Source organism: Leptolyngbya sp. CALU 1928 (assembly GCF_056784215.1).
The window spans coordinates 190,802-214,820 of record NZ_JBXBCE010000020.1 but is presented as its reverse complement, the minus strand read 5'-3'; the positions used below and the strand labels follow the sequence as shown (position 1 = coordinate 214,820).

General features: G+C 47.5%; 26 protein-coding genes and 1 tRNA gene. 10 read left to right on the top strand and 17 right to left on the bottom strand.

What is annotated here, in order from left to right; all coding sequences use genetic code 11:
- Positions 1-47: 47 nt before the first annotated feature.
- Positions 48-563, bottom strand: a complete 516-nt coding sequence (moaC, locus tag AC1S5B_RS28065) for a cyclic pyranopterin monophosphate synthase MoaC (RefSeq protein ID WP_482038948.1) — start codon at positions 561-563, stop codon at positions 48-50.
- Positions 564-598: 35 nt separating this feature from the next.
- Here moaC and AC1S5B_RS28060 point away from each other — a divergent pair.
- Positions 599-672: transfer RNA gene (locus tag AC1S5B_RS28060), tRNA-Arg, on the top strand.
- A 64-nt stretch (positions 673-736) separates the two neighbouring features.
- Positions 737-1,279 carry a methylmalonic aciduria and homocystinuria type D protein gene (locus AC1S5B_RS28055; RefSeq protein ID WP_482038947.1) on the top strand — a complete coding sequence of 181 codons (543 nt, stop codon included), beginning with the start codon at positions 737-739 and terminating at the stop codon, positions 1,277-1,279.
- 225 nt (positions 1,280-1,504) lie between these two features.
- Here the strand turns inward: AC1S5B_RS28055 and AC1S5B_RS28050 are convergent, their stop codons facing one another.
- Positions 1,505-1,663, bottom strand: a complete 159-nt coding sequence (locus AC1S5B_RS28050) for a hypothetical protein (protein ID WP_482038946.1) — start codon at positions 1,661-1,663, stop codon at positions 1,505-1,507.
- A 105-nt stretch (positions 1,664-1,768) separates the two neighbouring features.
- Positions 1,769-2,290, bottom strand: a complete 522-nt coding sequence (locus AC1S5B_RS28045; RefSeq protein ID WP_482038945.1) for a DUF2231 domain-containing protein — start codon at positions 2,288-2,290, stop codon at positions 1,769-1,771.
- Between the two features lie 634 nt (positions 2,291-2,924).
- On the opposite strand from AC1S5B_RS28045, the gene AC1S5B_RS28040 reads away from it, so the two are divergent.
- The 3 genes from AC1S5B_RS28040 to AC1S5B_RS28030 all read left to right on the top strand — a co-directional run bounded on the left by AC1S5B_RS28040 (position 2,925) and on the right by AC1S5B_RS28030 (position 5,471).
- Complete coding sequence (locus AC1S5B_RS28040) at positions 2,925-3,302, top strand: hypothetical protein (RefSeq protein WP_482038944.1); 378 nt, start codon at positions 2,925-2,927, stop codon at positions 3,300-3,302.
- A gap of 384 nt (positions 3,303-3,686) precedes the next feature.
- Entirely contained in the window at positions 3,687-4,169 is a 483-nt protein-coding gene (locus AC1S5B_RS28035) for an SRPBCC family protein (RefSeq protein ID WP_482038943.1), read from the top strand.
- Positions 4,170-4,295: 126 nt separating this feature from the next.
- Entirely contained in the window at positions 4,296-5,471 is a 1,176-nt protein-coding gene (locus AC1S5B_RS28030) for a zinc-dependent alcohol dehydrogenase (protein WP_482038942.1), read from the top strand.
- 161 nt (positions 5,472-5,632) lie between these two features.
- Here the strand turns inward: AC1S5B_RS28030 and AC1S5B_RS28025 are convergent, their stop codons facing one another.
- From AC1S5B_RS28025 to AC1S5B_RS28010, 4 genes are all read right to left on the bottom strand, one after another.
- Positions 5,633-6,418 carry a fatty acid desaturase gene (locus AC1S5B_RS28025; protein WP_482038941.1) on the bottom strand — a complete coding sequence of 262 codons (786 nt, stop codon included), beginning with the start codon at positions 6,416-6,418 and terminating at the stop codon, positions 5,633-5,635.
- Complete coding sequence (locus AC1S5B_RS28020) at positions 6,408-6,617, bottom strand: hypothetical protein (RefSeq protein ID WP_482038940.1); 210 nt, start codon at positions 6,615-6,617, stop codon at positions 6,408-6,410. The genes AC1S5B_RS28025 and AC1S5B_RS28020 overlap by 11 nt, the downstream gene beginning before the upstream one ends.
- 123 nt (positions 6,618-6,740) lie before the next feature.
- Positions 6,741-6,923 (bottom strand): hypothetical protein, encoded by a 183-nt coding sequence (locus AC1S5B_RS28015; RefSeq protein ID WP_482038939.1) that lies wholly within the window; start codon positions 6,921-6,923, stop codon positions 6,741-6,743.
- Between the two features lies 1 nt (position 6,924).
- On the bottom strand, positions 6,925-8,055 hold the full coding sequence (locus AC1S5B_RS28010) for a fatty acid desaturase family protein (protein WP_482038938.1): 1,131 nt from the start codon (positions 8,053-8,055) through the stop codon (positions 6,925-6,927).
- A 364-nt stretch (positions 8,056-8,419) separates the two neighbouring features.
- Here AC1S5B_RS28010 and AC1S5B_RS28005 point away from each other — a divergent pair, with 364 nt between their 5' ends.
- Positions 8,420-8,899 carry a flavin reductase family protein gene (locus tag AC1S5B_RS28005; RefSeq protein ID WP_482038937.1) on the top strand — a complete coding sequence of 160 codons (480 nt, stop codon included), beginning with the start codon at positions 8,420-8,422 and terminating at the stop codon, positions 8,897-8,899.
- Between the two features lie 101 nt (positions 8,900-9,000).
- On the opposite strand, the gene ruvA is transcribed toward AC1S5B_RS28005, so the two are convergent.
- The 6 genes from ruvA to AC1S5B_RS27975 form a co-directional block, all read right to left on the bottom strand.
- Positions 9,001-9,624, bottom strand: a complete 624-nt coding sequence (ruvA, locus tag AC1S5B_RS28000; protein ID WP_482038936.1) for a Holliday junction branch migration protein RuvA — start codon at positions 9,622-9,624, stop codon at positions 9,001-9,003.
- The gene (locus AC1S5B_RS27995) at positions 9,621-10,385 is read right to left on the bottom strand and encodes a Uma2 family endonuclease (protein ID WP_482038935.1); all 765 of its coding nucleotides are present in this window, start codon (positions 10,383-10,385) and stop codon (positions 9,621-9,623) included. Before AC1S5B_RS27995 ends, ruvA begins: the two co-directional genes overlap by 4 nt.
- 65 nt (positions 10,386-10,450) lie before the next feature.
- Positions 10,451-10,843, bottom strand: coding sequence for a type II toxin-antitoxin system VapC family toxin (locus AC1S5B_RS27990; protein WP_482038934.1), 393 nt, complete (start codon positions 10,841-10,843; stop codon positions 10,451-10,453).
- A gap of 9 nt (positions 10,844-10,852) precedes the next feature.
- On the bottom strand, positions 10,853-11,110 hold the full coding sequence (locus AC1S5B_RS27985) for a hypothetical protein (protein ID WP_482038933.1): 258 nt from the start codon (positions 11,108-11,110) through the stop codon (positions 10,853-10,855).
- A gap of 88 nt (positions 11,111-11,198) precedes the next feature.
- The gene (locus AC1S5B_RS27980; protein WP_482038932.1) at positions 11,199-12,401 is read right to left on the bottom strand and encodes a 2OG-Fe(II) oxygenase; all 1,203 of its coding nucleotides are present in this window, start codon (positions 12,399-12,401) and stop codon (positions 11,199-11,201) included.
- A 39-nt stretch (positions 12,402-12,440) separates the two neighbouring features.
- Positions 12,441-13,202 carry a sucrose-phosphate phosphatase gene (locus AC1S5B_RS27975; RefSeq protein ID WP_482038931.1) on the bottom strand — a complete coding sequence of 254 codons (762 nt, stop codon included), beginning with the start codon at positions 13,200-13,202 and terminating at the stop codon, positions 12,441-12,443.
- A 40-nt stretch (positions 13,203-13,242) separates the two neighbouring features.
- Here AC1S5B_RS27975 and AC1S5B_RS27970 point away from each other — a divergent pair, with 40 nt between their 5' ends.
- From AC1S5B_RS27970 to cynS, 4 genes are all read left to right on the top strand, one after another.
- Complete coding sequence (locus tag AC1S5B_RS27970; RefSeq protein ID WP_482038930.1) at positions 13,243-14,976, top strand: mechanosensitive ion channel family protein; 1,734 nt, start codon at positions 13,243-13,245, stop codon at positions 14,974-14,976.
- A 145-nt stretch (positions 14,977-15,121) separates the two neighbouring features.
- Positions 15,122-16,375, top strand: coding sequence for an MDR family MFS transporter (locus AC1S5B_RS27965; protein ID WP_482038929.1), 1,254 nt, complete (start codon positions 15,122-15,124; stop codon positions 16,373-16,375).
- A gap of 192 nt (positions 16,376-16,567) precedes the next feature.
- On the top strand, positions 16,568-18,280 hold the full coding sequence (locus AC1S5B_RS27960; protein ID WP_482038928.1) for an acetolactate synthase large subunit: 1,713 nt from the start codon (positions 16,568-16,570) through the stop codon (positions 18,278-18,280).
- Positions 18,281-18,380: 100 nt separating this feature from the next.
- Positions 18,381-18,830, top strand: a complete 450-nt coding sequence (gene cynS / locus AC1S5B_RS27955; RefSeq protein WP_482038927.1) for a cyanase — start codon at positions 18,381-18,383, stop codon at positions 18,828-18,830.
- A 45-nt stretch (positions 18,831-18,875) separates the two neighbouring features.
- Here the strand turns inward: cynS and AC1S5B_RS27950 are convergent, their stop codons facing one another.
- The 4 genes from AC1S5B_RS27950 to AC1S5B_RS27935 all read right to left on the bottom strand — a co-directional run bounded on the left by AC1S5B_RS27950 (position 18,876) and on the right by AC1S5B_RS27935 (position 23,938).
- Positions 18,876-20,174, bottom strand: coding sequence for a CO2 hydration protein (locus tag AC1S5B_RS27950; protein WP_482038926.1), 1,299 nt, complete (start codon positions 20,172-20,174; stop codon positions 18,876-18,878).
- Between the two features lie 50 nt (positions 20,175-20,224).
- A complete protein-coding gene (locus AC1S5B_RS27945) occupies positions 20,225-20,365 on the bottom strand; it encodes a hypothetical protein (RefSeq protein ID WP_482038925.1) in 141 nt (46 codons plus the stop codon).
- A gap of 81 nt (positions 20,366-20,446) precedes the next feature.
- Positions 20,447-22,015, bottom strand: coding sequence for an NADH-quinone oxidoreductase subunit M (locus AC1S5B_RS27940; RefSeq protein WP_482038924.1), 1,569 nt, complete (start codon positions 22,013-22,015; stop codon positions 20,447-20,449).
- Between the two features lie 36 nt (positions 22,016-22,051).
- On the bottom strand, positions 22,052-23,938 hold the full coding sequence (locus AC1S5B_RS27935; protein ID WP_482038923.1) for an NAD(P)H-quinone oxidoreductase subunit F: 1,887 nt from the start codon (positions 23,936-23,938) through the stop codon (positions 22,052-22,054).
- Positions 23,939-24,019: the final 81 nt, after the last annotated feature.

Here is a 24,019-nt window from a genome sequence, read left to right as displayed (position 1 = left end):
CGCGATCGCGTAGGGTGTGTTGAGCGTAGCCGAAACGTACTACAACTTCATTCTTGTTTACGATAATCGCCGGACTTGCCACCTGTTTTGCTAAGCAGATGAATATCTTCAATGCAAATTGATTTTTCCAACCCTTTTGCCATGTCGTAAAGCGTCAGAGCCGCGATCGCCACGGCAGTTAGAGCTTCCATTTCAACGCCTGTTTCGGCTTTGATCTTCACGATCGCCTGAATGTGATAGCCCGGTAGCGTGGGGTCAGGCGTAATTTGAACGTCTACTTTGTGAATGGGTAGGGGATGGCAGAGCGGAATCAGGTTGGCGGTTTGTTTTGCTGCCATAATTCCCGCTAGTCGCGCCGTTCCGAGCACATCACCTTTGGGCGTGTTGCCAGCGGCGATCGCGGTAAGGGTTTCAGGTAGCATCCGCACTCGTCCCACTGCAACGGCTTCCCGAACCGTTTGAGCTTTACCAGAAACATCCACCATCTGCGCCTGTCCCTGTTCATCGAGATGAGTCAGCGCCGGAATGGAATTGTCAGAAAGGGAAAGAGAATCTTGTGTCATTTGAATTGAATGTGTTAGTATAGCAAAGCTAATAAGGGTGTGTAGCTCAGTGGACTAGAGCACGTGGCTACGAACCACGGTGTCGGGGGTTCGAATCCCTCCTCGCCCGTTTTAATAATATGGTTAGAAGGACGCATTAGACCGCGTCTTTCTTTTTATCTAGTGGTCTTCCGATGCTTTATTCGGTTCATCCGCCTAGCCCGTTTATGTATCGGTATGCTGATCAACTGTTACCCGGTTGGTCGTGTCCGATCGCGTCTATGTTGATTGTGCTACAGCGGTCAGAATGCAGGTTGAGCGATCGATCGGCGCTCACAGAAACGCAAAAGCGTTTACTGCGCGATCGCTTTTTGCAGATAGGCGGCGCGATCGCGACAGAATTACACGCGCACGGGCATCATGCCGATTTATTTGATCCTAAAACGGGGTTGCCAGTTTTGTCTGAAGCAGGGCGATCAATGGATGATGTCGCGGTGGTTAGAGCGTGTTTGGGTTACAATACAATAGACATTGATGGCTGTTCTATTCTGCTGCATCCAGAGTGGGGAACGGCGGTTTATCCGGCTGTTTTAGTGTCGTCGGCAGTGCCTACTGTAGTAGAACGAGTTGCCAACCGGGTTATAGGTGTCGGCGGGTGGATAGACAGGGACACATCTCCTTTGAGGCGATCAGAATACCACCATTCATTCATTGGTTGCGGCAGCTTCACCCAGTAACAAGTCAAAATCATGGGTTCCAAGGAGTCTATTGATTGGCTACTGCGGCCTTGCTCGACCATTTCAACGCTATAGGTTGGATGAGCGCGACTTGCCATATCTAAAATTAACCGCCGCCCAATTCGCCGCCAACTGGGTTCTTTGCTGTGCCACTGCAATCGGCAACAGGGCCACGGCAACTGTTCGCGATCAAATAATCGACAGCAAGCGCCAATCACCCGATAGCTAAAATGGCAGCCGGGGCTGGTGATGATTTGTCCGTGTTGCATGGGATGAAGCATGGCAGTGATTTTGCCACACTTTGCCGCCTTTATGAGCCGCGATCGCCGAAAATCTCACAAACGATGCCCCCGCCGCTCCTCTAAAAGCCGAAATGTACTCCATTTAAGGCATCTTCATCATTGGTATAGACACAGCCTATTGTCTAACCCTGACAATGCCCACACCACGGCAACTCGTTGAGCAACCCCGCTTTTCCTAGCCGATTAATCATGGCTCGTGGCGGCTACTGTATCCAATCACCGCAATTTTGTGTCGATAAATCAGTTCAGCGCCAAACCATCCTGTAATTCCTAGCAGTGTCGCCACAACTGCCGAGATAATCAACCCGACGGGTAAGATTGCCCCTTCCACGTTGTTCAAACGCAGCACCCAATTGACTAAGGTTAAAACCATTGCGGCTACATTGCCCGCCATATGAATCCAGCCAGCACTATGCTTCTTGACGCGATCAATTTTCAGGAAATCCAACATGCCAGTGAGCGCTGCGACTAAACCTGCAACAAACCCAGCACCGATGAGCCATAGAGAGGCGCGTGCCCAAAAAGGATCTTGAGTGAACCAGTAGCCTAGATCAGTCGCAAATGCGCCCGTCAAAAAGGCGATCGGAAAGGTGACGATCAAAGGATGAAGCGGATGACCTGAGATCGCAACAGTGCTAGGAATCCCACTATCTTGATATTCACGCTCATCCCCTTCAATGAAGGGTGGAATATTAGGGGTTTGTGTCATGGTTTCTCCTGAAGATTACTAATAAAAGTAGGAAAAAGAAATGCTCAAATGATGTTTAGTGAACACTATTCAAAAATTACTGTTTAGTGAACACTATTCATCAACTACTACATTTCCCCTACATTAGGTTTTTGTTACGATCTAACTTCTTTCATTGATTAATAATTTCATTGATTAAGAAGTCGATACTCATCCCTTCAATTTCTATTTATATTTCAGCAGAGATAGATTAAAGGTCAATCTATCTAAAGAGATACAAGCACTCAATAAATAGATACAAAAGGCTCAGAAGCAAGTTGGAAATCAATCTATCTAGAGAAATATAATTCTCAAAAGTCTGGTTTTCTTAATAAAAATAGGAATAAATTAGACTGATTTGTTGTTAGGAAAACTTGCATACAGCTTGGAAAGTGGGATGCACCCTTGGAAAGTTTTTACAGTTCTATAAATTTAAACAACCTATCCGTTTTAAGTTGAAAACTATAACTTTTGCTAGAGGGATAGCTTTTTTTTTGCAAGTAGGCTTAGGTTTATGTTCAAAATTTCAGGTGACTTCGAGAATTAGCATCCCGAAAACACCCATTTTGTGCATTCAAACTTGAAAAAAATATCAAATACTCTAAGGAGTTGTAGCATGATGAATTTGTTTTCCCACGCGATCGCTTACATTCGTTTCCAATTTAAGAAACTTCACCTTCAGCAATACTTTGCTTTCGTTTTAGTGGGTGTTGTATTCCTTACCACCAATGCGAATGCTGCACCTCACAATGATGCATTAGGGGCAAAGGTTCGTGAAAGAATTGAACAAACCGATCAGGCAGATCGACCTAAAACAACGGGTGAATGGAACCGAGAAGCTGAAGAGACTGAAGGGAATCCTGGTGAACGGCTAGGCAGAATTGCTAAAGAGTCAGGAGAAGCCTTCAAACAATTTGGTTCAGGTTATATCAAAGGCGCTCAAGAAACTGCAAGCGACATAAAAGGCGGTGCAGCCCGAATCGAGCGCGAGTAAGCAATGTGCTTGAAGCCAGTACATGAAGTCAGTACATATAGATGCTTAGTTGAAGAGCGTTTGAATTAAGCTCACATCTATTTGGCGAATATTTTTGGCGAATATTTGCTTTTCTCTAAGTGTATGTAGGTTCTGGACAGGGCGTATTAAGGTATGCCCTACATGATTGGTTTAAGCAGCATCTAGTCTGAGCAGAACATACAGCAATTGATCAGCTTGAGTAACGTGGATTTTCAGCAGTAGATTTTCAGTGCCGGATGTCGCCATATTGGGTTGACCCATCTTGATTTTAATTATGCTGGCAGCTTAGAGGATTTTCCAAATGCGATCGCCCATGGGATGCAACCTGAAATCGTCCAATAATCACTACTAGAGGTATTGAGTATGAGCCAATCCATTAAGGTTGAAAAAACATTAACGATTAATAAACCAGCCGCAGAGCTTTATCGATTCTGGCATGACTTTGAGAACTTGCCGCATTTCATGAAGCATCTAAAATCGGTGACCGTGCAGGATGCTAAGCGATCGCATTGGGTAGCCAGTGCTCCTTTAGATAAAACCATTGAATGGGATGCCGATATCATCGCGGATCGCGAAAACGAACTCATCGCCTGGAAATCTACGCCCGGTGCAGATGTTGATAATTCTGGGTTTATTCAGTTTCAGCCAGCCCCCGACAATCGTGGAACCGAGGTAAAAGTTGTTACTGAATATACTCCGCCGATGAAGGAACTCGGCTCCGTGATCGCAAAGCTGTTTGGCAAGTCTCCAGAACAACAGATAGGCGATGATTTACGTCGCTTCAAAATGTTGATGGAAACAGGTGAAATTGCGACGACCGAAGGGCAATCGCGGGGTAATGAGTAGGTTGCACGAATAGTCATTTGTCAAGTCGCTTCTATAGGGGCTTGGGCTGCTTAGTTCACAAGAGTTTGTTCTATGCAAGCTCAAGTTCAATGCGTATAACCACTTTAATGTAGGAGATTTCAAGCGATGAAAGCAGTATGTTGGCATGGTGCTAATGATGTACGGGTTGAAACTGTCCCCGATCCTAAACTGATTAACCCACGAGATGCGATCGTAAAAATTACATCCACTGCAATTTGTGGCTCTGATCTTCATCTATATGATGGCTTCAATCCCACGATGCAAAAGGGCGATATCTTAGGTCACGAGTTTATGGGTGAGATTGTTGAACTAGGCAGTGGCATTCAAAATAAGCACCTAAAAGTAGGCGATCGCGTCGTGGTTCCTTTTACCATTTCTTGCGGTAGCTGTTTCTTTTGCAATCGCGACCTCTGGTCACTCTGTGATAACTCTAACCCTAACGCTTGGATGATCGAGAAGGTGATGGGCTATTCACCAGCAGGCTTATTTGGCTACTCTCACCTCACTGGCGGCTATGCAGGCGGGCAAGCAGAGTACGCTCGTGTCCCTTTCGCAGACACAGGATTATTCAAAGTTCCAGAAGGTTTGTCCGATGAGCAAGTGTTATTCCTAACGGACATTTTCCCTACCGGATATATGGCAGCAGAAAACTGTAATATTCAGCCGGGTGATACGGTGGCAATTTGGGGCTGCGGACCTGTGGGGCAGTTTGCCATTCGTAGCGCTTATATGTTAGAAGCAGGGCGCGTTATTGCGATCGATCGCGTTCCTGAACGCCTACAAATGGCTAAAGAGCAAGGCAAAGCAGAAATTTTGAACTACGAAGAAGTCGATGTAGGTGAAGCCTTAAAAGAAATGACTGGAGGGCGCGGTCCTGATTCGGTTATGGATGCAGTGGGAATGGAAGCTCATGGTATGGGATTAGAAGGACTGTATGACAAAGTGACGCAGGCAGTGCGAATGCAAACCGATCGCCCCAATGTGCTACGTCAAGCGATCGTTGCCTGCCGTAAAGGCGGCACCGTCTCAGTTCCGGGTGTCTATACGGGCTTTGTAGACAAGATACCCATGGGGGCTTTTATGAATAAAGGACTCACCATGAAAACAGGACAAACTCATCTACATCGATACCTACGTCCGCTACTTGACCATGTTCAAAACGGCGATATCGATCCATCATTCGTTATCACTCATCGTCTTTCCCTAGATGAAGCCCCTCATGGTTACGAAATTTTCAAGCACAAAAAAGACAACTGCATCAAGATTGTCCTTAAGCCCTAAAGTCAGCTACTTTTTTGATACCACCTTCAAACTAAAAATAAGCTTGGCTAGTAGATAAGTTTCTCTGGTCAAGCTTATTTTCTTGTTTGAATAGGATGTCTGTTTGAGCGGTCTTTCGGCTTGCTCCTTCTCATGGCGGGGTAGAGTGCGCCAAGCAAAAGTTATGGAATAAGGGCAGTCTGACGATTTGCCAAGTTGACAGACTCTTGATGCTTTCTACTTTGGTGCACTTTTGGCAGGTTGTACCAAGCGATATCTGGATACTCATGATGCTCCCAGTGATAGCCAAAATGGTAGCAGGTGAGGAATGACCAGATCAAAGGATAAGGACTACTGACAGCATGATGACGATCTTGGCTATCAATATCACTCGATCCATGGGGTAGATAAGTTCCAAAAAAGAATAGCTGCAATGAACTAAGAACAAGCGGCAAAAGCCAAAATAAGAATATGTTAGGACCTGCGACATGAAACCCAAATCCTAGACTGATGGAGCCAACAACTATGAACCAAAACAGCTTCTGCCGTAGCTCTACGTCTACATATTCTTTGGTCATAAACTTGAAATACCAGTCAAAAAAGCCCTGATGCACTCCATCATGAAAATCAGGGTCATCGGCTTGTCCTGGCGATCGATGATGTTTCCAGTGATTCAAAGACAACTTCTTGTAAGGCAGAAACCCATACAGTGTAATCGCCAAGGTTCCAACCCAATCGTTTAAGGTGCGACTTTTAGGAAACACGCTGCCATGGATTGCATCGTGAACTACGATAAACAGCCCAGTTTGAATAAAAGTGCGCCCTATGACAGCAGGGAAGATCCACAATAATCCGCACTGAGAAAAGTTCGTAGACAAGGTAAAGACCAAGCTGCCAATCCAGAGAAGAATGATTACTAAGGCGGCGAAGGGACCTACCCACAGATCTGATTTCAGTTTACGTTGCATAGAGATCTACTTCTTGAAGAAACACCATAGTCTCTGCGCCAATTCTGCCGAAGTTTGGGTTAGTCCCTAAGGGCATTTCGACTAAATAAGTCCAACGTCCTGCTTCGTGTTTGCAGCTTCGTATAATGCCTTCTCCACCCATAAAAGTTACCCTTTGAGCCTGATGAAAACTAGATGGCTGAACTAGAGTTGTAGTCATGGACACTCCACAAATTGATATCAATCAGCTTAACTGTTCTTAACATTAACAAAAGTTCTCTGAGATCGCTTGTATCTTTTTAGAGAAAAATCAATTTAATCTCTATATCTTTTGAAGGGTTTTCTAATTTTGTGTCATCAAACAGTTTTGTAGGCGAACACAAATCTGTAGTGGCAAAGACAACGCAACGATTGGAACAGGTGAATGGCGTTGTCTTTGCATTGTTTTTGCAGGCATAGGGTGAATTGGCAAGCGATCGCTCTTTCGCATTAGCAAGCGATCGCCGCCGATTTTGATTGGATTCACCTCAACTAGCCATACCCTCTAAACTGGCACTATCAGTCAAATGGGCTTCATTTAAGATAGGGCAGGCGACAGACTTTTCTCCAGACCCATCGGTGAAAGTGGTCTCATCTTTATAGTGTCGAGGAGTTTGCAGCATGATTTGCCATGCTTTGCCAGCATCCAGTAAATTAAATCGCTCTGGATAGTGAGTTTGTAGCAGAGTTTGAACCATTGGGTAGTAGTCAGAACTTAGACCCGGAAAAATATGATGTTCAGTGTGATAAGAAAAGTTTAGGTGGAGCAAGTCGAATAGTTTGGGTACGCGAATCGATAAACTATTGACCAGAACATCATTGAGACTCGTCATCCGACACGCCATATGGTTTGTGTAGATGTAGAACATTACGCCAGCGTAGCCAATCCAAATTGGTAAGAAATAGCTCAAGAGTAACTTCACAGGATGCCACCCTAAATAAGCTAGCAACCCTAGATGAAGTCCCACAATCCCCAAGAGTTCAAGCGCGATCGCTCTTCGCTCTTTGTTGCTAACCTGAAAGGCAAAGACCGGATATTTGGTTTTGCCGTCATTAAACAGCAGCACTGAAGTGAGATTCCGAAACCCATGGACTCCCCAAGCGTGTGCCATCCCAATCGTGAGTAAGATGGGGTTTACTTCAGCCGAAGGAACGAACGCATTCTGAATCCATTTTCCCCAAGTGTTGGGCTGAGAGGATAGATAATTGCGATCGGGATCTTGCAAAGAATTAGTCTTGCCATGGTGTTCGCGGTTATGCACGGCTTTCCACAAGGTTGGCGGCATCCAGAATAGGGCTAAACCCAATAAACTGATGATTTTCCTAACCCACAGATTGCTAATTGCGCGGCTGTGCATAACATCATGAGTGCTAAATAGAAGCACAATCACACTATTTCCCATCACCAATGTCAATGGCAAATAAAGCCAAAGAAAATACCATTGCCACTGATCAAGATGATTGGCGATCACCCACCCTGCAAGTAAGATCGCCAGATTAATTAACAAGATCCAGACTTTATCTGGATTCGGCAGAAACGCTTCGGGTGGAAGGAGCGGGCGCAGTTTTTTTGCGTAGTCTGCTTGGGTCATCCAAGCGACCGGTTCAATAGAACCCATAAATCTTTGTAAGTTCCTTTAAAGAGTAATTAGATCAATCTCGTGTGATTTTTGAACAAAGTGAAGTTCGCTTTCTCACTTTTTATGTCACAGCTAACTTGCTTCTAATCAAAGCTAGATTGACATTAATCGTAACCCTAATCGTCAATTAACCTTCTCTACCTACGGGGAAATATTTTGCATAAAATCCGGCGTTGCATAACAAAGCCATGAATTGAGGCTAAATCTGATGCAATCCCCTGAGGATGGATTGCCAGCATTCTCGCTATGAGTCAACCCACACTTCCAAAGTTAGATTCTAGAGTTAGCAGGGCGATCGGCTTGATACACTAAACGGTGTAGTGCTTAACCTAGGTGGTGCCCCTTGCTGAACGAACAAGCAAAAAAAACGATGCTCCGTAAAATTCCCCATGGACTCTACATTTGTGGCGTAAAAGAAGGGGATGAAGTGAATGGCTACACTGCAAGCTGGGTGATGCAAGCCTCTTTTACGCCGCCTCTCGTAGTCAACTGCGTTAAACAAGATTCTAAATCTCACGCTATGCTCAAAGCCAGCGGCGTTTTTACTCTCAGCATTTTAGAAGCTGGACAAAAAGATTTAGCGCAAGCCTTCTTCAAGCCGCAGCGACGGGTTGGCAACAAGTTTGAAGATGTAGAATTTTACCTGGGTGAAACAGGCTGTCCAATTATTACCGATTCTCTAGGATATGTAGAATGTCGCGTGGTTGGCTCCGTTGAGCAAGGCGACCACACTGTCTTTGTGGGAGAAGTGATCGCGGCGGGAGTTCACCGAGAAGGTGAACCGCTATTGCTAGAAAGTACGGGTTGGCAGTATGGAGGATGAGTCGGGTCATAGGGGGCAGATAACAGAAGTCAGAGATTTATCATGTCATCTGAAACCCGTTCGCGTAGCGTCTCCGAAGGAGTTAACCCGAAACCTTGCACCTATTCACTTAACCAAGCGATCGCGGCTCGAATCCATTCTTCCGCATCATCCCGTTTAGAGAGTGTTGTGCTGGTGCCAACGGCTTGGAGTGCCTGAGAAATTTCGCTGTTGGTGTAGCCCAAGGCTAACAGTGTCATTTCTACGTCTTCTTGAAGGGCGATCGCGGGACCTGCGGCGGGAGCGGTAAGGATGCCTGCTTGCTGTCTCCATTCGGCTAATTTGGTTCGCAGTTCTAGAGAAATCCGTTCGGCTGTCTTGCCGCCTACTCCCGGCGTTTTCGAGAGGGCGCGGGTGTTGCCAGAGACGATCGCCTGCACCAAGTCTTGTAAACCGAGGGTATCCAATAGCGCCACCGCAAGTTGGGGACCAATGCCGCTGACGCTGACCAATTGACGAAACAAATCTCGTTCGGCAGCGGCTCCAAAGCCAAACAGGGTTACGACTTCTTCGCGAATTTGGAGATGGGTAAACACCTGCATGGTTTCGCCAACCGTGGGCAACTGCATCACCAGACGCGGCACAATCTGCACGTCATAGCCGACTTGATTGACTTCCAGGGTGAGAATCACGCGATTTCCAGCTTTTTGGATGCTGGCAATAGTGCCTTTGAGGTAGCCGATCATGGTGTTTGGATGTCGATGCCGCGATCTCGTAGCTGCTGCAACAACTCTGCTCGTAACTGCCGCTCTTGAGCTAGTTGTCGCTCTGCCTCTTCTGCCCGTTGTGCTGCTACATCAGCCCGTTGCTCTGCTTCAGACCGGGCAACAGTTTCAGCTTGCAGAGCTTGGGCAAGTTCTTCCGGCAACAGCAGCTTTTCACCCGTATCCAGCCTATAAAACCCGATCAGTTTCCCTTCAATTTGTAGCTGTAGGTTGAGCGCTCTACTTTTGAAATCGTCAATGGGGCTATAGCGCCGGATGGCATCGGGTTGCAGCACATCATCAATGAACCGATAGCCCACAAGTTGACTTGCAATCCATTCACCCTTGGGGTCGAACAGCCAGTACTCCTCAACTTCAAGCTGTTCGTATAAGTTTTTTTTGTATTCAAAATCCTCGTGTCGGGTGCTTTTGGAGGTGATTTCAAAAATCACTTTAGGCACTTGCCCTTCTTCCCAGGTCTTGTAGTTATCCCTTCCACCCGGTTCCACCCCAAAAATGACCATGACATCGGGAGCGATTCGCAGTTTTGAATTGCCCTCGGCATAGTACAAAAACTGATTTGCTAGCACCGTGGCTTGTTGTCCTTGCAGGAATCGCCGCAGGACTTCCAAAACCATCACGATGGCGTAGAAGTGGTCGTAGGTTTCAGCCACGGGCTTTCCGTCTGAGCTTGGATAGTGAACGATGCTCGGTGATTGAGAGACAGGGGCGATCGCGCTCATACACACTAAATAAAGGGACGAGTTACTCCAAAATTAGCACGTCTATTTGCGAACGGAAGAGTTATTCAGATCAACCAATCTTCAAGTTGCAGATTGGAAATGTTCTCAAAATGGCGAGTGTTGTTAGTAACAAGAACAGATTGATGCGATCGCGCAACAGCAGCAATCATGGCATCTTGTTCGCCTGTTGGTTTACCAATCTGTTTGAGTTCGCCTTGAATTTTACCAAACTCCACCGCTGCCGCTCGATCGAAATCAATGACTCCAACCAAGGTAAGAAAATTCTGTAACCCAGTCGCGTTCCTCTCAAATTGCTTTGAGCAATAAACGCCTTTGTAGAGTTCAGCCAGTACAATCGTTGAGATGTGGCAGTCGATCGCTTTAACCTTGAAAATTTGCTTTGGCACTGGGTTTTCTTTAATCAAAGCGATGCAAATATTTGTGTCTAGTAGGTACATTGTTGAAATTTAATCATCAAACAAATCGATTTGTCTTCCTCGATTAGCGTGGCGTTCTCGATCAATTTCAGCGAAGAGTTCGTCCAGATTAGGATCGTCTTTCCAGCCACCTAGTGCTGAATCGATTTGCTTATGCCTTTCTGCTGGCATAAGTTGACTTAGTGGATGCACTCTAGAGACTTCAATCATGACTTGCTCCCCGTCGGGAATATCAAGTGTTTCAACGAGTTCGATCGTCTGTCCGCGTTTGATACCTTTGACCTTCATCGCTACGCTGCCTCTTTAACCTACGCTGCCTCTTTAACAATATTAAAATTCAGGCGTTGCTGTCTTCCTACTTCTCTCTTCTCTCTTCCTAGCGTTTTTTCTTTTTAGCGCGATCGCCTTTAAATCCAAAAGCGGTGTTCCCTGAGAGCGATCGCGCTTGTTTGGAAGCCTGACCCATGGACGAACCGCTAAACAAAACTTGCTGCTGTTCCTGGGCGCGAGTTTTTGCGTCTGCCTCGCCATAGAAGAAAGTCAATAAAGCAAACCGTTGTCCTTGAGTCACAGGCATTGCTTCATGCAGTAGCGAACAGGAAAAAATGACAGCCTCGCCCGTATCAGGACGGTAAAGCGTTGAGCCGTATTCGGGAAATCGCAGATGCCCACCCTCATAGGCTTCAGTATTGAGATTGAGGGTCATGGCAAAGCGGCGATGTCCCGTTCCCGGCAAAGTATTATCGCGATGGGCTTTGAAAAAACCGCGATCGCTTTCGTCATAACAGCCCACCACATAGCGTTCAAAGTTGGTGATCTTGAACTGGAATGCTTTTTCAATTTCCGGTTTTACCCGTCGCCAAATCAGATCGTTTACTTGCTTGAGTATCTCGGCATCGCTCAACACCCAATCTTTGCGGCGTTTCACCTGGGGATTCGTCACTTCCGTTAGCTTGTCGCCCACGGTTTGCATAAAGCCCGATTCTCGTCCGCCATTGCGCTCGTATTGTTGAATGAGAAATTGACAAAAAGCGCGATCGAATACGTCGGGCACAAATAGCACGGGGGCTTGTCGAGTGGCAATGTTGGGAGAAGTTTGAGTAAGCGCAGTCAGTGTTTCCACAGTTTCTAGCAACCGCTCCACATAGCCCACGGGTTCCTCAAAGGGAAACACAGCCCGAATCCGCAGGTTTTCATCCACGATAAAGGTGGTGAGCTTGTAGCGCAGATGTCCACTGATGCCTTCTGCTTCCAGCGATTCGCTCACTCCATATTGGCTGCTGACCGTGCGTTGAAAATCCCATAACATACCGCAGTGGGTCGTTTTTTCGATCTGCTCTTTGAGATAGACATCATTCGAGTCAATGCTAATGCCAAAAAAGCGGAGACTGCGTTGTTCAAATGAGGACTGAAGCGCGAAAACAGTTTCTAGCGTTTCGCTGACATGCTCGATTTGGGAACTGCCAAAGAAAAATAGCAGGCTGTAGCAACCGCCCATTTCATCCAGTGCGGCTGTGGGGTTGACAGTGGATGGAACGGAAAAAGCAGGAGCGGGATCGCCCACTGTCAGTAGTGGCATAACACACTAAAAATCAGAGCATAGACAATTGTTACTGTATCAGGCAACCTCGCGTTGCGGCAGGAAACCAAAATATTGAAGTCCTTCCAAGATGCCACCCGCACAGGTTCTTTGAGCTAGGTAACGGGTAGAACTAGGGTTGGCATGATGCCAGGTGAGCAGTTCTGGCATGGCGTTACCCACGATGATGCCTCGCTCGGCGCGATCGCAAAACATCGACAAATCATTTCCTGAATCGCCACAGGCAACGGTGAGATCGGGCGATATATCTAAGTTTTTTCGTACAAACGTTAGAGCTTTCCCCTTATTCGCTCGACGCGGCAAAATGTCTAGGTCTTTGTTGCCGCTGTAGACCAATTGGGCAGCCAAGCCTTTAGCATCTAACAAGGCTTGGAGTTTGGGTAAGAGTTCCACCGCGATCGCTTTCTCTAGAAAATAGCTGACCTTAAATGGACGCTGCTCGGATATGGGCTGAGGAGTTAGGTTGAACTGGCTGGCGATCGCTACCACTTGATCTCGATCCCAATTAACAGATAGGACTTCTGCCCACGTTGGATCAGGCGAATCATTACCTGCGAAATAAATCTCGGTGCCGACGGACACAATCAATATATCGGGATCGAGCAGGGGCTTTTCGGCTTTGAGTTGGCGATAGCTGGTCAGCGATCGCCCGGTGGAATAAACAATCGTTGTGCCATGCTGCCGACGATGAGCATCAAGCTGATCGTTCAGATCCGCCATGGCGGGGTCATCGCCCACCAGCGTATGATCCAAATCGGTCACAAACAAAAATGCAGCCACAGTCATCCCTTAAGTCATCTCGATTCCAACTCTTTCTATCATGACTATGCAACTAATTCACTCTGTTTGGAACCGATTTATCTTCAAATCGATTGTTAGTTTTGCTTTGCTGGTTAGCATGACTGTCAGCGCGGTTACCCTAGGGTCATCCCTGAGTGATGGGCAACCGCTCCCTTTAAAGAGCGCATCAACATTGCCGATTTCAGCCACTTCCACTCAATCAAGTCCCAATCTTCCATCTAATTTTGGTAATTTAGTACGAGCATCCATTCTGCTAGATGGACGCGAGATTTTTGATATTGCTGCTGTCGATTCTGAGCATCATCAAAATGACAAGCATGCACTGAATCCTATCAAAAACCGCGTTCAGCAGATCGAAACGCAACTTTATAGCGCGATCGCTCTTTCCCGTGATCCTACGACTCTTAAGACGCACATTGAAACCGTTAAAGGGGAACCGATTATCATCGCCGCCGACCAAGATAAGCTGCCGAATTTACCCATTATGCGGGTCACGGCGATCGATGCTGGTATTCATGGATTTACCCAATTAACTTGGGCAGAAGAACTAAACTTGAAAATTCAAACGGCGCTGGTTCAAGCTCGTCAAGAGCGACTGCCATCATCATTAGCACGGCAAGCTTTCATTGCAGGAGGAACCCTGCTGGGGCTAATAGCATTCAGTGGACTTCTCTTTTTAATCCAAAAATGGCTTACTCAGCAACGCCGCAATTTTCAATCAACGCTTGTGATGGAGACTTCAAAAGCTATTAATTTGTCTGATGTCTCTACACCTATCGTAAACACTTCATCCCCTGAGGCTCAGCGTTTTGCCCGACTTCGTTGGTTAGACATTAATAATCTCAAACGGCTGCTCATTTTAACTGCGCTAATTTTAGTTTGGGTGGTTGGCTTTGCCTGGATTGCTGGACTATTTCCTTATACTCGCTGGGCACAAACTGCAATTCTAAAGGATCCAATTGAACTTCTTCTCATTGGTCTAGGAACAGCTTTGGCAATGCGAGTGATAAATGTTTTTATTGATCAATCTTTGAAAGCTTTACAGGAAAGGTATTTTTTAGGATCGGCTGCGGCTCGCAGGCAATTTGCTCGCATACTCACTTACGGCATTGTCTTAAAGGGGATAACCCAAATTGGCTTTGTAAGCATCGCGATTGTGTTGATGCTTCAAGTTTTACAAATTCCTTTAGCCCCTGTCCTTGCGGGCGCAGGTATTTTAGGCTTCGCCGTCTCTTTTGGATCTCAAACCTTGATTAAAGACGTGATCAATGGAGTTTTTATTTTGGCAGAAGATCAGTTTGCGGTTGGCGACGAAGTAGATTTAGGTGTTGCCAAAGGAACAGTGGAAGCGGTCAACCTCCGGGTTACGAAAGTGCGTGGAGCGAAAGGAAGATTGAGTACGGTGCCAAACAGCAGTATTACAGTGGTTCATAACACGACCAAGGATTGGTCACGGGCTGAGATTGCTGTAGAGGTGAATCATGATGCAGATGTGGATAAAGCGCTGCACATTATGAGGGAAGTTGCAGAAGGAATGAGCCAAGAGAATGATTGGAGTTCGCAAATCATAGAGCCAGTAGCACAGCTAGGGGTGGGAGCGATCGCACGCAGTGGTGTCTTACTTCAAATCTGGATTAAGACTCAGCCTGGAGCCAGCGAAGCAGTAGAACGAGAATTTTATCAACGAGTTAAGTTAGCGTTTGTTGATCAAGTTATTTCGCTGGGAGTGCAACAAAAAGTGTGTGAGTGGTGAAAAATCAGCTAATTGTTTGAGTAGAGCCATTTGTTGGGCGGTTCAATCCAGTCAATTGTCCCTTCTAGAACGATGGTAGAAGGCAAGAAGTATCTGAGAATAATATATTTAGCTGGTTATGTAAGGTGAATGTGCCTCCTGTGCTATGAAATTACGGCGATCGAAATTGACTTCTTGGCTACCCCAGTTAAACTATCAGATTTGGATTTTGGCGATCGGGCGGCTGCTCTCACAAATGGGATCAGGCTTCACGCTGTTTTATGCACCCATCTTTTTTGTCAACCAGGTGGGGCTATCCGCAACCTTGGTTGGGTTGGGGTTGGGCAGTCAATCGATTTCGGGGGTGATTGGGCGCTTTTTGGGCGGGTCGCTTTCGGATGGACAGTTTGGGCGTAAACGCACGGTATTGTTGTCGGCAGTGATATCGGCGATCGCGGCATTTGTCATGGCGTTTGCCATCAACTTTCCATTGTTTGTGGTGGCTAACTTGCTGATGGGTTTGGGAATTGGGCTATTTTGGCCTTCTGCTGAGGCGCTTGTCGCCGATTTATCTGATCCTCAAGATCGCAATGAAGCCTTCGCGCTAAATCGGCTGTGTGACAGTTTAGGTTTAGGAATTGGGGTCGTGCTAGGGGGCTTAGTTATCAGTACAACAGGAGATTATCGATCGCTGTTTATCATTGATGGCATTTCCTTTTTCGTGCTGTTTGCCGTCGTGCTGTGGGCAGTTCGGGAAACCTTTCAAACCACGGGCGAACATTCCGGCTTGAAAGGGTGGAAGCTGGCATTACGCGATCGCACCTTGCTCATCTTTTGCGTCGTGAATGTACTGTTCACCACTTACATTGTGCAAATTAGCAGCACCTTACCGCTCTATTTCACCAACTTTGTGTCGGGGACAGCCGATGAAAAAGGATTCACGCCGATAGTAATCAGCGCCCTCTTTACTTGGCATCTCTTGGCTGCAGTGCTTTGCCAGTTGCCAGCCGCCCGATTGCTCAATCGATTTCGGCGCACTCGTGGATTAATGCTATCTGCGTTGCTGTGGGGTTTGGGTTTTGCAGTCGTTTGGCTAACTGGGGTGGCTTCTACAGGCAGCATTATTTGGGCAGTGCTGGCGTTGGGCGTTTTGGCGTTAGCAACAGTGACTTATATGCCTGCTGCGTCATCGATTGTGGTGGATTTGGCACCAGAATCACTCCGAGGAGTATATCTAGCAGTCAACTCTCAATGTTGGGCGATCGGATATTTTATTGGACCGCCGATTGGGGGGTGGGCACTGGATCAGACTCCCGCGATCGCCCATACATTTTGGCTAGGATTGGCGGCTACCGTTGGATTATCTATCCTAATTTTGCAGATTCTAGAGCAAAGAATGAACTTAAAGCCGCTCGATTGAACCAGTACACCCCTTCTCATGAAGATTGCGAGATTTAAAGAGAGTTTAAGAGTTTCATAGATTCGGGCGATCGCTGGGAAAGAATGGCTTAGAAAAGGAATCTTAGAAGAAGAGCGAATACTTAAGTCGTATTCAAGCCACACGAATGATCGCTAGTGACTGCGATCGCTGATTCAGTCAAGAGGACGCACCATGCCTGAAAAATTAGACATCATCAACTCTGGATCGCAACAACACGGAGTTACAAACCTTGAACATTCAACTCCCATAAACACAGCAGAACTGTTAGTTCAATGTTTAGAAAATGAAGGAGTTCACTACATTTTTGGGTTGCCGGGTGAAGAAAATCTGCATGTGTTGGAAGCCCTAAAGCACTCCTCAATCCAATTCATCACCACACGCCACGAACAAGGCGCGGCATTCATGGCAGATGTCTATGGTCGCCTCACCGGAAAAGCAGGCGTTTGCCTGTCTACTTTGGGTCCCGGTGCCACGAACTTGATGACGGGTGTGGCAGATGCTAACCTCGATCGCGCTCCCTTAGTTGCTATTACGGGACAAGTCGGTACTGATCGGATGCACATTGAATCCCATCAATATTTGGATTTGGTAGCAATGTTCGCGCCTGTGACCAAGTGGAACGCTCAGATTGTTCGCCCCAGCAACACCTCTGAAATTGTGCGGAAGGCGTTTAAGATTGCTCAGACTGAAAAACCCGGAGCCGTTCACATTGATTTGCCGGAAAATATTGCGGCGATGGCTGCCACGGGCAAGCCCCTAAAAACGGATGGGCAGGAAAAATCCTATGCCTCATTTCAAAGTATTGAAACCGCGGCAGCAGCCATTTCTCAAGCGAAAAATCCGTTGATTTTAGTCGGCAATGGTGCGATTCGAGGACACGCCAGTGCTGCGTTGACGGAGTTTGCGACCCAACTCAATATTCCCGTAGCCAACACGTTCATGGCTAAAGGCGTGATCCCTTACAGCCATCCTCTGGCGCTGTGGGCGGTGGGCTTGCAGCAGCGCGATTACATTAGCTGTGGCTTTGATAAGGCAGATCTGGTGATTTGTGTGGGCTATGACCTGATTGAATATTCGCCGAAGAAGTGGAATCCTGATGGCGCGGTGCCGATTATTCACATTGGCATGACTCCGGCAGAAGTAGACAGCAGCTATATTCCCCTTGCCGAAGTAGTGGGGGATCTCTCCGATTCACTAGCAGAAATTTTGGCGCGCTGCGACCGCACCCATCAACCTACTCCCTATGCTTTAGAACTGCGGGATGAAATCCGGGCAGATTATCTGCAATATGCCAAGGATGAAGCTTTTCCGATTAAGCCCCAGAAAATTGTTTATGACTTGCGCCAAGTGATGGGAGCCGATGACATTGTGATTTCTGATGTGGGCGCTCACAAAATGTGGATGGCGCGGCATTATCACTGCGATCGCCCCAACACCTGCATTATTTCCAATGGGTTTGCGGCAATGGGGATTGCGATTCCGGGGGCACTGGCGGCAAAACTGGTGCATCGCGATCGCCGCGTCGTTGCCGTGACGGGCGATGGCGGCTTTATGATGAACTGCCAAGAATTGGAAACTGCCCTGAGAGTCGGCACTCCCTTTGTCACCCTAATCTTTAACGATGGCGGCTATGGTTTGATTGAATGGAAGCAGCACAACCAGTTTGGCTCATCCTGTTTCGTCAAATTCAAGAACCCCGATTTTGTCAAATTAGCTGAAAGTATGGGCTTGAAGGGCTATCGCGTGGAATCTTGCGCCGATTTAATCCCCACCTTAAAAGAGGCGCTAGAACAAGATGTTCCGGCTGTAATCGATTGCCCAGTGGATTATCAAGAAAATCTCCGCTTCTCCCGTCGAGCCGGCGATCTGACCTGCACCATTTAAGAGTTACAAACTATACCGTTTGCGGGCTGGTTGCGTCCTATTCTGCGAAAGGAAGCTCAACTGTTTCCGAAACACCGCACACAAAGGAATTGGATTATTCATGGCAAGCGTTGAAATTCCCGCAATCACCCAAACCCTATTGGCAGCAAAAAAAGCTAAAGGCATCACCTTTACCGATTTGGAAGCCTTGCTAAATCGCGATGAAGTGTGGATTGCGGCGGTTTTTTATGGGCAGGCAAGCGCTTCGGAGGATGAAGCTAGCAAACTACTAAATGCCTTGGGACTTAGCCAAGATCTGGTTGCGGAGCTAACCGCTTTCCCCTCCAAAGGCTTGGGTGCGATCGTGCCCACTGACCCGCTGATCTATCGCTTTTACGAGATCATGCAGGTGTATGGGATGCCAATCAAGGAAATTATTCACGAGAAGTTTGGCGATGGAATCATGAGCGCGATCGATTTCACCTTGGATATAGACAAAGTAGAAGACCCCAAGGGCGATCGCGTCAAGATCACCATGAACGGTAAGTTCCTAGCCTATAAAAAATGGTAGTCCTCATTAGATTTATGTAGGCTTCAGATTTATGCAGGCTTCGCCTTAGCGATAATCTGACGTTTGAATATCGTTTAGGCGTGCTTCTGGGCGAACAAATCGATCCATTTGCGCCTCAAAGAATTTGCGGTTTGCCATCAAATGCTTGGGGTTGGGATCGTCCAGTGGATACAGTAAGGCTGCACGCAACGCTTGAATGACGGCGGATGTCACGCAATACATCGAGCGCTGAAAGGTGACCCCCAACTGAACCAGCATGTCATCTTCACCCCGGCAATGCTTTTGGTAGTATTCCACCAAGTAGGGCGGCAGAAAGTGCAGCATATCTTGGGCTAAGAGCGTGGGAGGAATGCCTGCGGTGCCTACCGGAAACTTATCGGCATAGAGTACGCCGTAGTGAAAATCCTGTTGGTCGTCGGGAACTTGCCCTGCTTGGGCGTTGTAAGATTTGGTGCCTCGGAAGGGCGCAGTCCGATAAAACACTGCTTCTACATAAGGAAGTGCCGCTTCATAGAGCCAAGTGAAGCCTTTTGACTTGGGAATAATTTCGTAGCACTCGCCTTTAATATAGACATGGTGATAAATGGGGCGACCGGCAATCGCAAAGATTCCGTTCACCAAAAAGTTCATCGCATCCGGCACGCTGGCAATTTTGCCCTCATCGTACAGGTCTGACATTTCAAAAAAAACGGGAGCCATCACTTCCCAGAACAAACCCAAATTGGCATAGTAGGAAGACTGACGGCACTGCTCCAAAAACATATCTGGGAAGAGTTTGTATAAGCCCAACATTGCCGGATTGCCTTTGAAGTAAGCCCGAATTGCGCGATCGGCGTTGGCTTTATATTCATCACTGTCCAAATAGGGATCAAATTGATTGACAGGCGAATACATATTGCGGTGCCACAACATCGCTTGCATACAGGCTTCGGCAAATTCCATGTTGATGCGATCGTGCCAAAGATGATGCAGCAGGCGCGGCATATTTTTCGTTTCACCCTTCTGCATGAATTCTTCTAGTTCTGGGTGAACCGTTGCGGGTCCCCGCCAAAACCGCAGGTCAGCATCGTCGCCTGCGTAGTGGTTGTGACGTTGCAGGTATTCATCGGAAATAAAGTACTTGAAAAATGGCAACGGATTCAGAAATACCTGTTCGCCAATATATAAAAGGTCGCGCCAGTAAAAATCCATTGGCACAGCATAGGCTTTGTAAATCCCGATGATTTGCATCAAGTTTTCTGGAGTATCGGGCAGCATGGCTCCCCCTGCTTCCAGCCGATAGATGATGTCAGCGTGGGGATGGTTGGAAGGGGGAATTTTGGTGGTTGGGGCGGACATATTCATAGCGCTTAAGCCAATGAGGGATAGGGGTTTGATGAATTTGATAAAACTTTTTAGGAAGCAATGAACCGTTTTTGGAAGGCTTGCAGCGATCGCCGCAATGTTGCCCTTAGGAACTTCCGTTGATCCAAGCTATGGAGTAAAACAAATGCCAGAAACGAGTAAGACAGCCAGAAATGGAGACTTCTGCCCACTTCTGCAAGTTAGGTAAACGACAAGTTCTGACACCAAGATTAGACACCAAGATTAGACGCTTACCCAAGTTCCGAAGTTCATCAACGAGCAGCCTGGTCTACAGGTTGGGCGATCGCCGTTAAGGAGACGCTTTGCGAAATCCCAGGTTGATTGATCGCGATCGAGCGATTGATGGGAGCCGCTGCTGCTAATGCTGTCGTGGTGGTTTCGCTCCACCGCACTAACCAAGCAGGCTGCACCCCTAGGAAAACAATTAACCCAGTCAAAATCAAAGCGGGAGTCTGCTCTTTCCAGGTAACACGGGGATAGTAAGCTGTTTTGTTGTCTAATCGACCGAAACAAGTCCGGTTTAGCAAAATGACAAAATAAACGGCGGTCAGTCCGGTTCCAGCCACGCACAACAGGGTGGGTAGCGGAAAAGTTGTAAAGCTGCCTTGAAACACGAGGAACTCTGCAACAAACCCGACCATTCCTGGAATTCCGGCGCTTGCCATACCTGCTAATACCAACAGAGAACTGGTGAGCGGTAATCCTCGAATTGGGTTGAGCAGCCCATTCAACACATCGAGATCACGGGTGCCCACTTTCACTTCAATCACACCCACAATGTAAAACAGCAGCGCCAAAATCAACCCATGACTGACCATTTGGGAGACGGCACCGACCATTCCCAAGGGCGTGAAAGCCGCCATTCCCAGCATCACATAGCCCATGTGCCCGATGGAGCTATAGGCAACCATGCGTTTAATATCCTTTTGGGCGATCGCTGCCAATGCCCCATAGATCACACAAATTGCCGCCAGCCAAGATAATGCAGGGGTGACTAATGACCAAGTTTCAGGAAATAAGCCAATGCCAAACCGGACTAAACCATAGGTGCCCAGCTTCGCCAACACGCCGCCGAGCAAAATCGCGGTGGGAGTTGACGCTTCCACATAGGCATCGGGCAACCAAGTATGCAGCGGAATCAGGGGAATTTTAATGCCAAAGCCAATCAGCAACAGAGTCAGCAAAATCAACTGGGTTCGCTGGGGTAAATCAGCCGTGGAAATGGCATTGTAGTCAAAACTGCCCGACCCAGACAGCCAAACCGTCGCCAAGAATGCCGCCAGAATGAGAATGCCAGAGGTTGCCGTATAAATCAAAAACTTCATTCCGGCATACTCGCGTTTGGCTCCACCCCAAATCACGATCAACAGATAAAACGGAATTAGCTCCAACTCGTAAAACAAAAAGAACATCAGCAGGTTTTGTGCCATCAAGGCTCCTGCCATGCCTGCATTAATTAAAAAGACTAGGGAATAGAACAGGCGAGGACGCTGCATCACCTGCCCTTGGGCAACTAAAGACTCGGCGCTGTAGATTACACCCAAGGTGAGTAAGTTACTTAACATCACCAAGGGAAGCGATAAGCCATCGACCGATAAGGAATAGTTAATGCCCAAGGTGGGAATCCAAGACAGATATTCCTGCATCTGCATGGCGGCGGTGGAAATATCGAACTGGGTAAACAGTGCTGCCGTCCAGACAAAAAGCACGCTGGCGATCGCGATCGCCCCTAAACGAAATTGACTGGTCGCGATCGTTCCCGGCAAGAAACCCATCACAGCAGCACCGAGCAAAGGCAACCAAATTAAGGTACTCAGCATAGATTTAAACAGCAGTAATAAAGATCTAGAGGGATGCTAACCAACGGTTTGATGCATGAAATTTGCCGCAAATACCAATGCCATATTGGTTAAGAACGGAAAGCACAGGAAGAATCCGAACAACACCACTCCGAATAAAATAGTGAGTGCGTAAAACTGCGACTGTCCAGAGGTGCTGTATTTCAGATTTTGTCCACCCAGAATAGTGACGGAGCCAAACAAATTCACCACCCCGTCCACTAAATATTTATCGATCCAGGCGGTTATCCGAGAAATCAGATCGACTCCAAACACAAAGCTAGACCGGTATAACGTGGGGGTGTAAAAGTCGTAAGCCACAAGATTTTGCAGAGATTGCACTGGAAAACGCACAGGCTTAGGAACAGCATTACCTAGGTAGACCACGGCGCTGAGGCTGCCGCCCACAATGCTAGACCCAAGCAACAGCAGCGCCATGGGCACATCGACTGCGACCCAGGTTGGCAACAGGTCACAGGCTTGTAACACCAAGGGCACATGCAACGTGAAACCTAGCAGAACCATCATGGGAAGCATCATGGGCCAATGGACTTCAGGCGATCGCTGTGCCATGGGTTTCGCTTCTCCACCAAACAGCAAGCAAAACACCCGTGTTAACCCAAACGCCGTCAAAACATTCACCAGCAGCAGCACACCAACCAACCAAGGGTGAGTTTCTCGCAGCCCATCAACCAACTCCAACAGCGCCCAAAAGCTGCCAAATGGCGGAAATGCCACCAGCCCAACTGCTCCGACAATAAATGCCAGCCCAGACATGGGGCGACGAGACCACAGCCCCCCCAACTGGGTCACATTCTGGGTAATGCTGTTCCAAATAATGCCGCCAATGCTCATAATCAGCAGCGCCATAGAGATTGCATGGGTAAACACGAGCATTAAAGCGGCTTGGGTTTGTCCCGTTCCTACTGCGATAAACACAATCCCCATATAGGCGCTGACCAGATAGGATAGGGTTCGCTTGACATCAATTTGCGCCAGTGCGATCAAAGAACCCCCGACTGCTGTGACTGCCCCAATAAAAATGGTCGTAGAAAGGACAAAGGGCGACAGCGCCAGGATCGGCTCCAGCTTCACCAAAACCCAGGCTCCAGTGGCAACCACCACCGAGTTCCGCAGGATTGTTGAAGGAATCGGACCTTCCATTGCCTCATCTAGCCATAGGTGCAGCGGAAACTGAGCGCATTTCCCCATGGGACCTGCAATTAGCCCTAATCCAATTAAGGTGATCACCGTCGGATCAACCTGCGCGGTAGCTGCCCACACCGCCATCTCAGAAAAATCCCAGGTGCCTGTCAAGGGATAAATCGCCAGCACCGACATCAGCAGAAACAAGTCCCCGATCCGTTTGGTGAGGAACGCATCGCGTGCGCCGGTGACCACTAGGGATTGGTTAAACCAGAAACCCAACAAAAGATAGGTGCCCAGAGTTAATACTTCCATGATCATGTAGCTGAAAAACAGAGAGTTGCATAAAACAAGCGCCGTCATCCCCGCTTCAAATAGCGCTAACAACGAATAAAAGCGCGCCCAGCCCCAATCCATTTCCATGTAGCCGATCGCAAAGATCTGCGCCAGCAAATTCAGCCCCGACACAAGGGCGATCGCGCCAACGGTGAGCGATGAAACCTGCACTGGCAGGGTCAAATCTAGCCCAGCCACATTTAGCCATTCAAAAGACACGTCATAGGCAGGCTGATTCCAGGTTAGTGGCAATGCCAAAAGCGCATGAATAAACGAAAATAAGGTCATCCCTGCATTAATGTAACCAGCAGGGCGAGGACCAGTACGTCGGGTAATGGAAGGAAACCAGACCACCGACAGTGCTGCCCCAATGAGTGAGTAAACAGGCACTAGCCAGATATTTTGAACGAGCAGAGGAGCCATTCAACCACCTTTATTAGAATCAAAATTTTAATTATGAAAAACTAGCGGCTCAGAAAAAAGACCTAGCACCACAACCAGGCA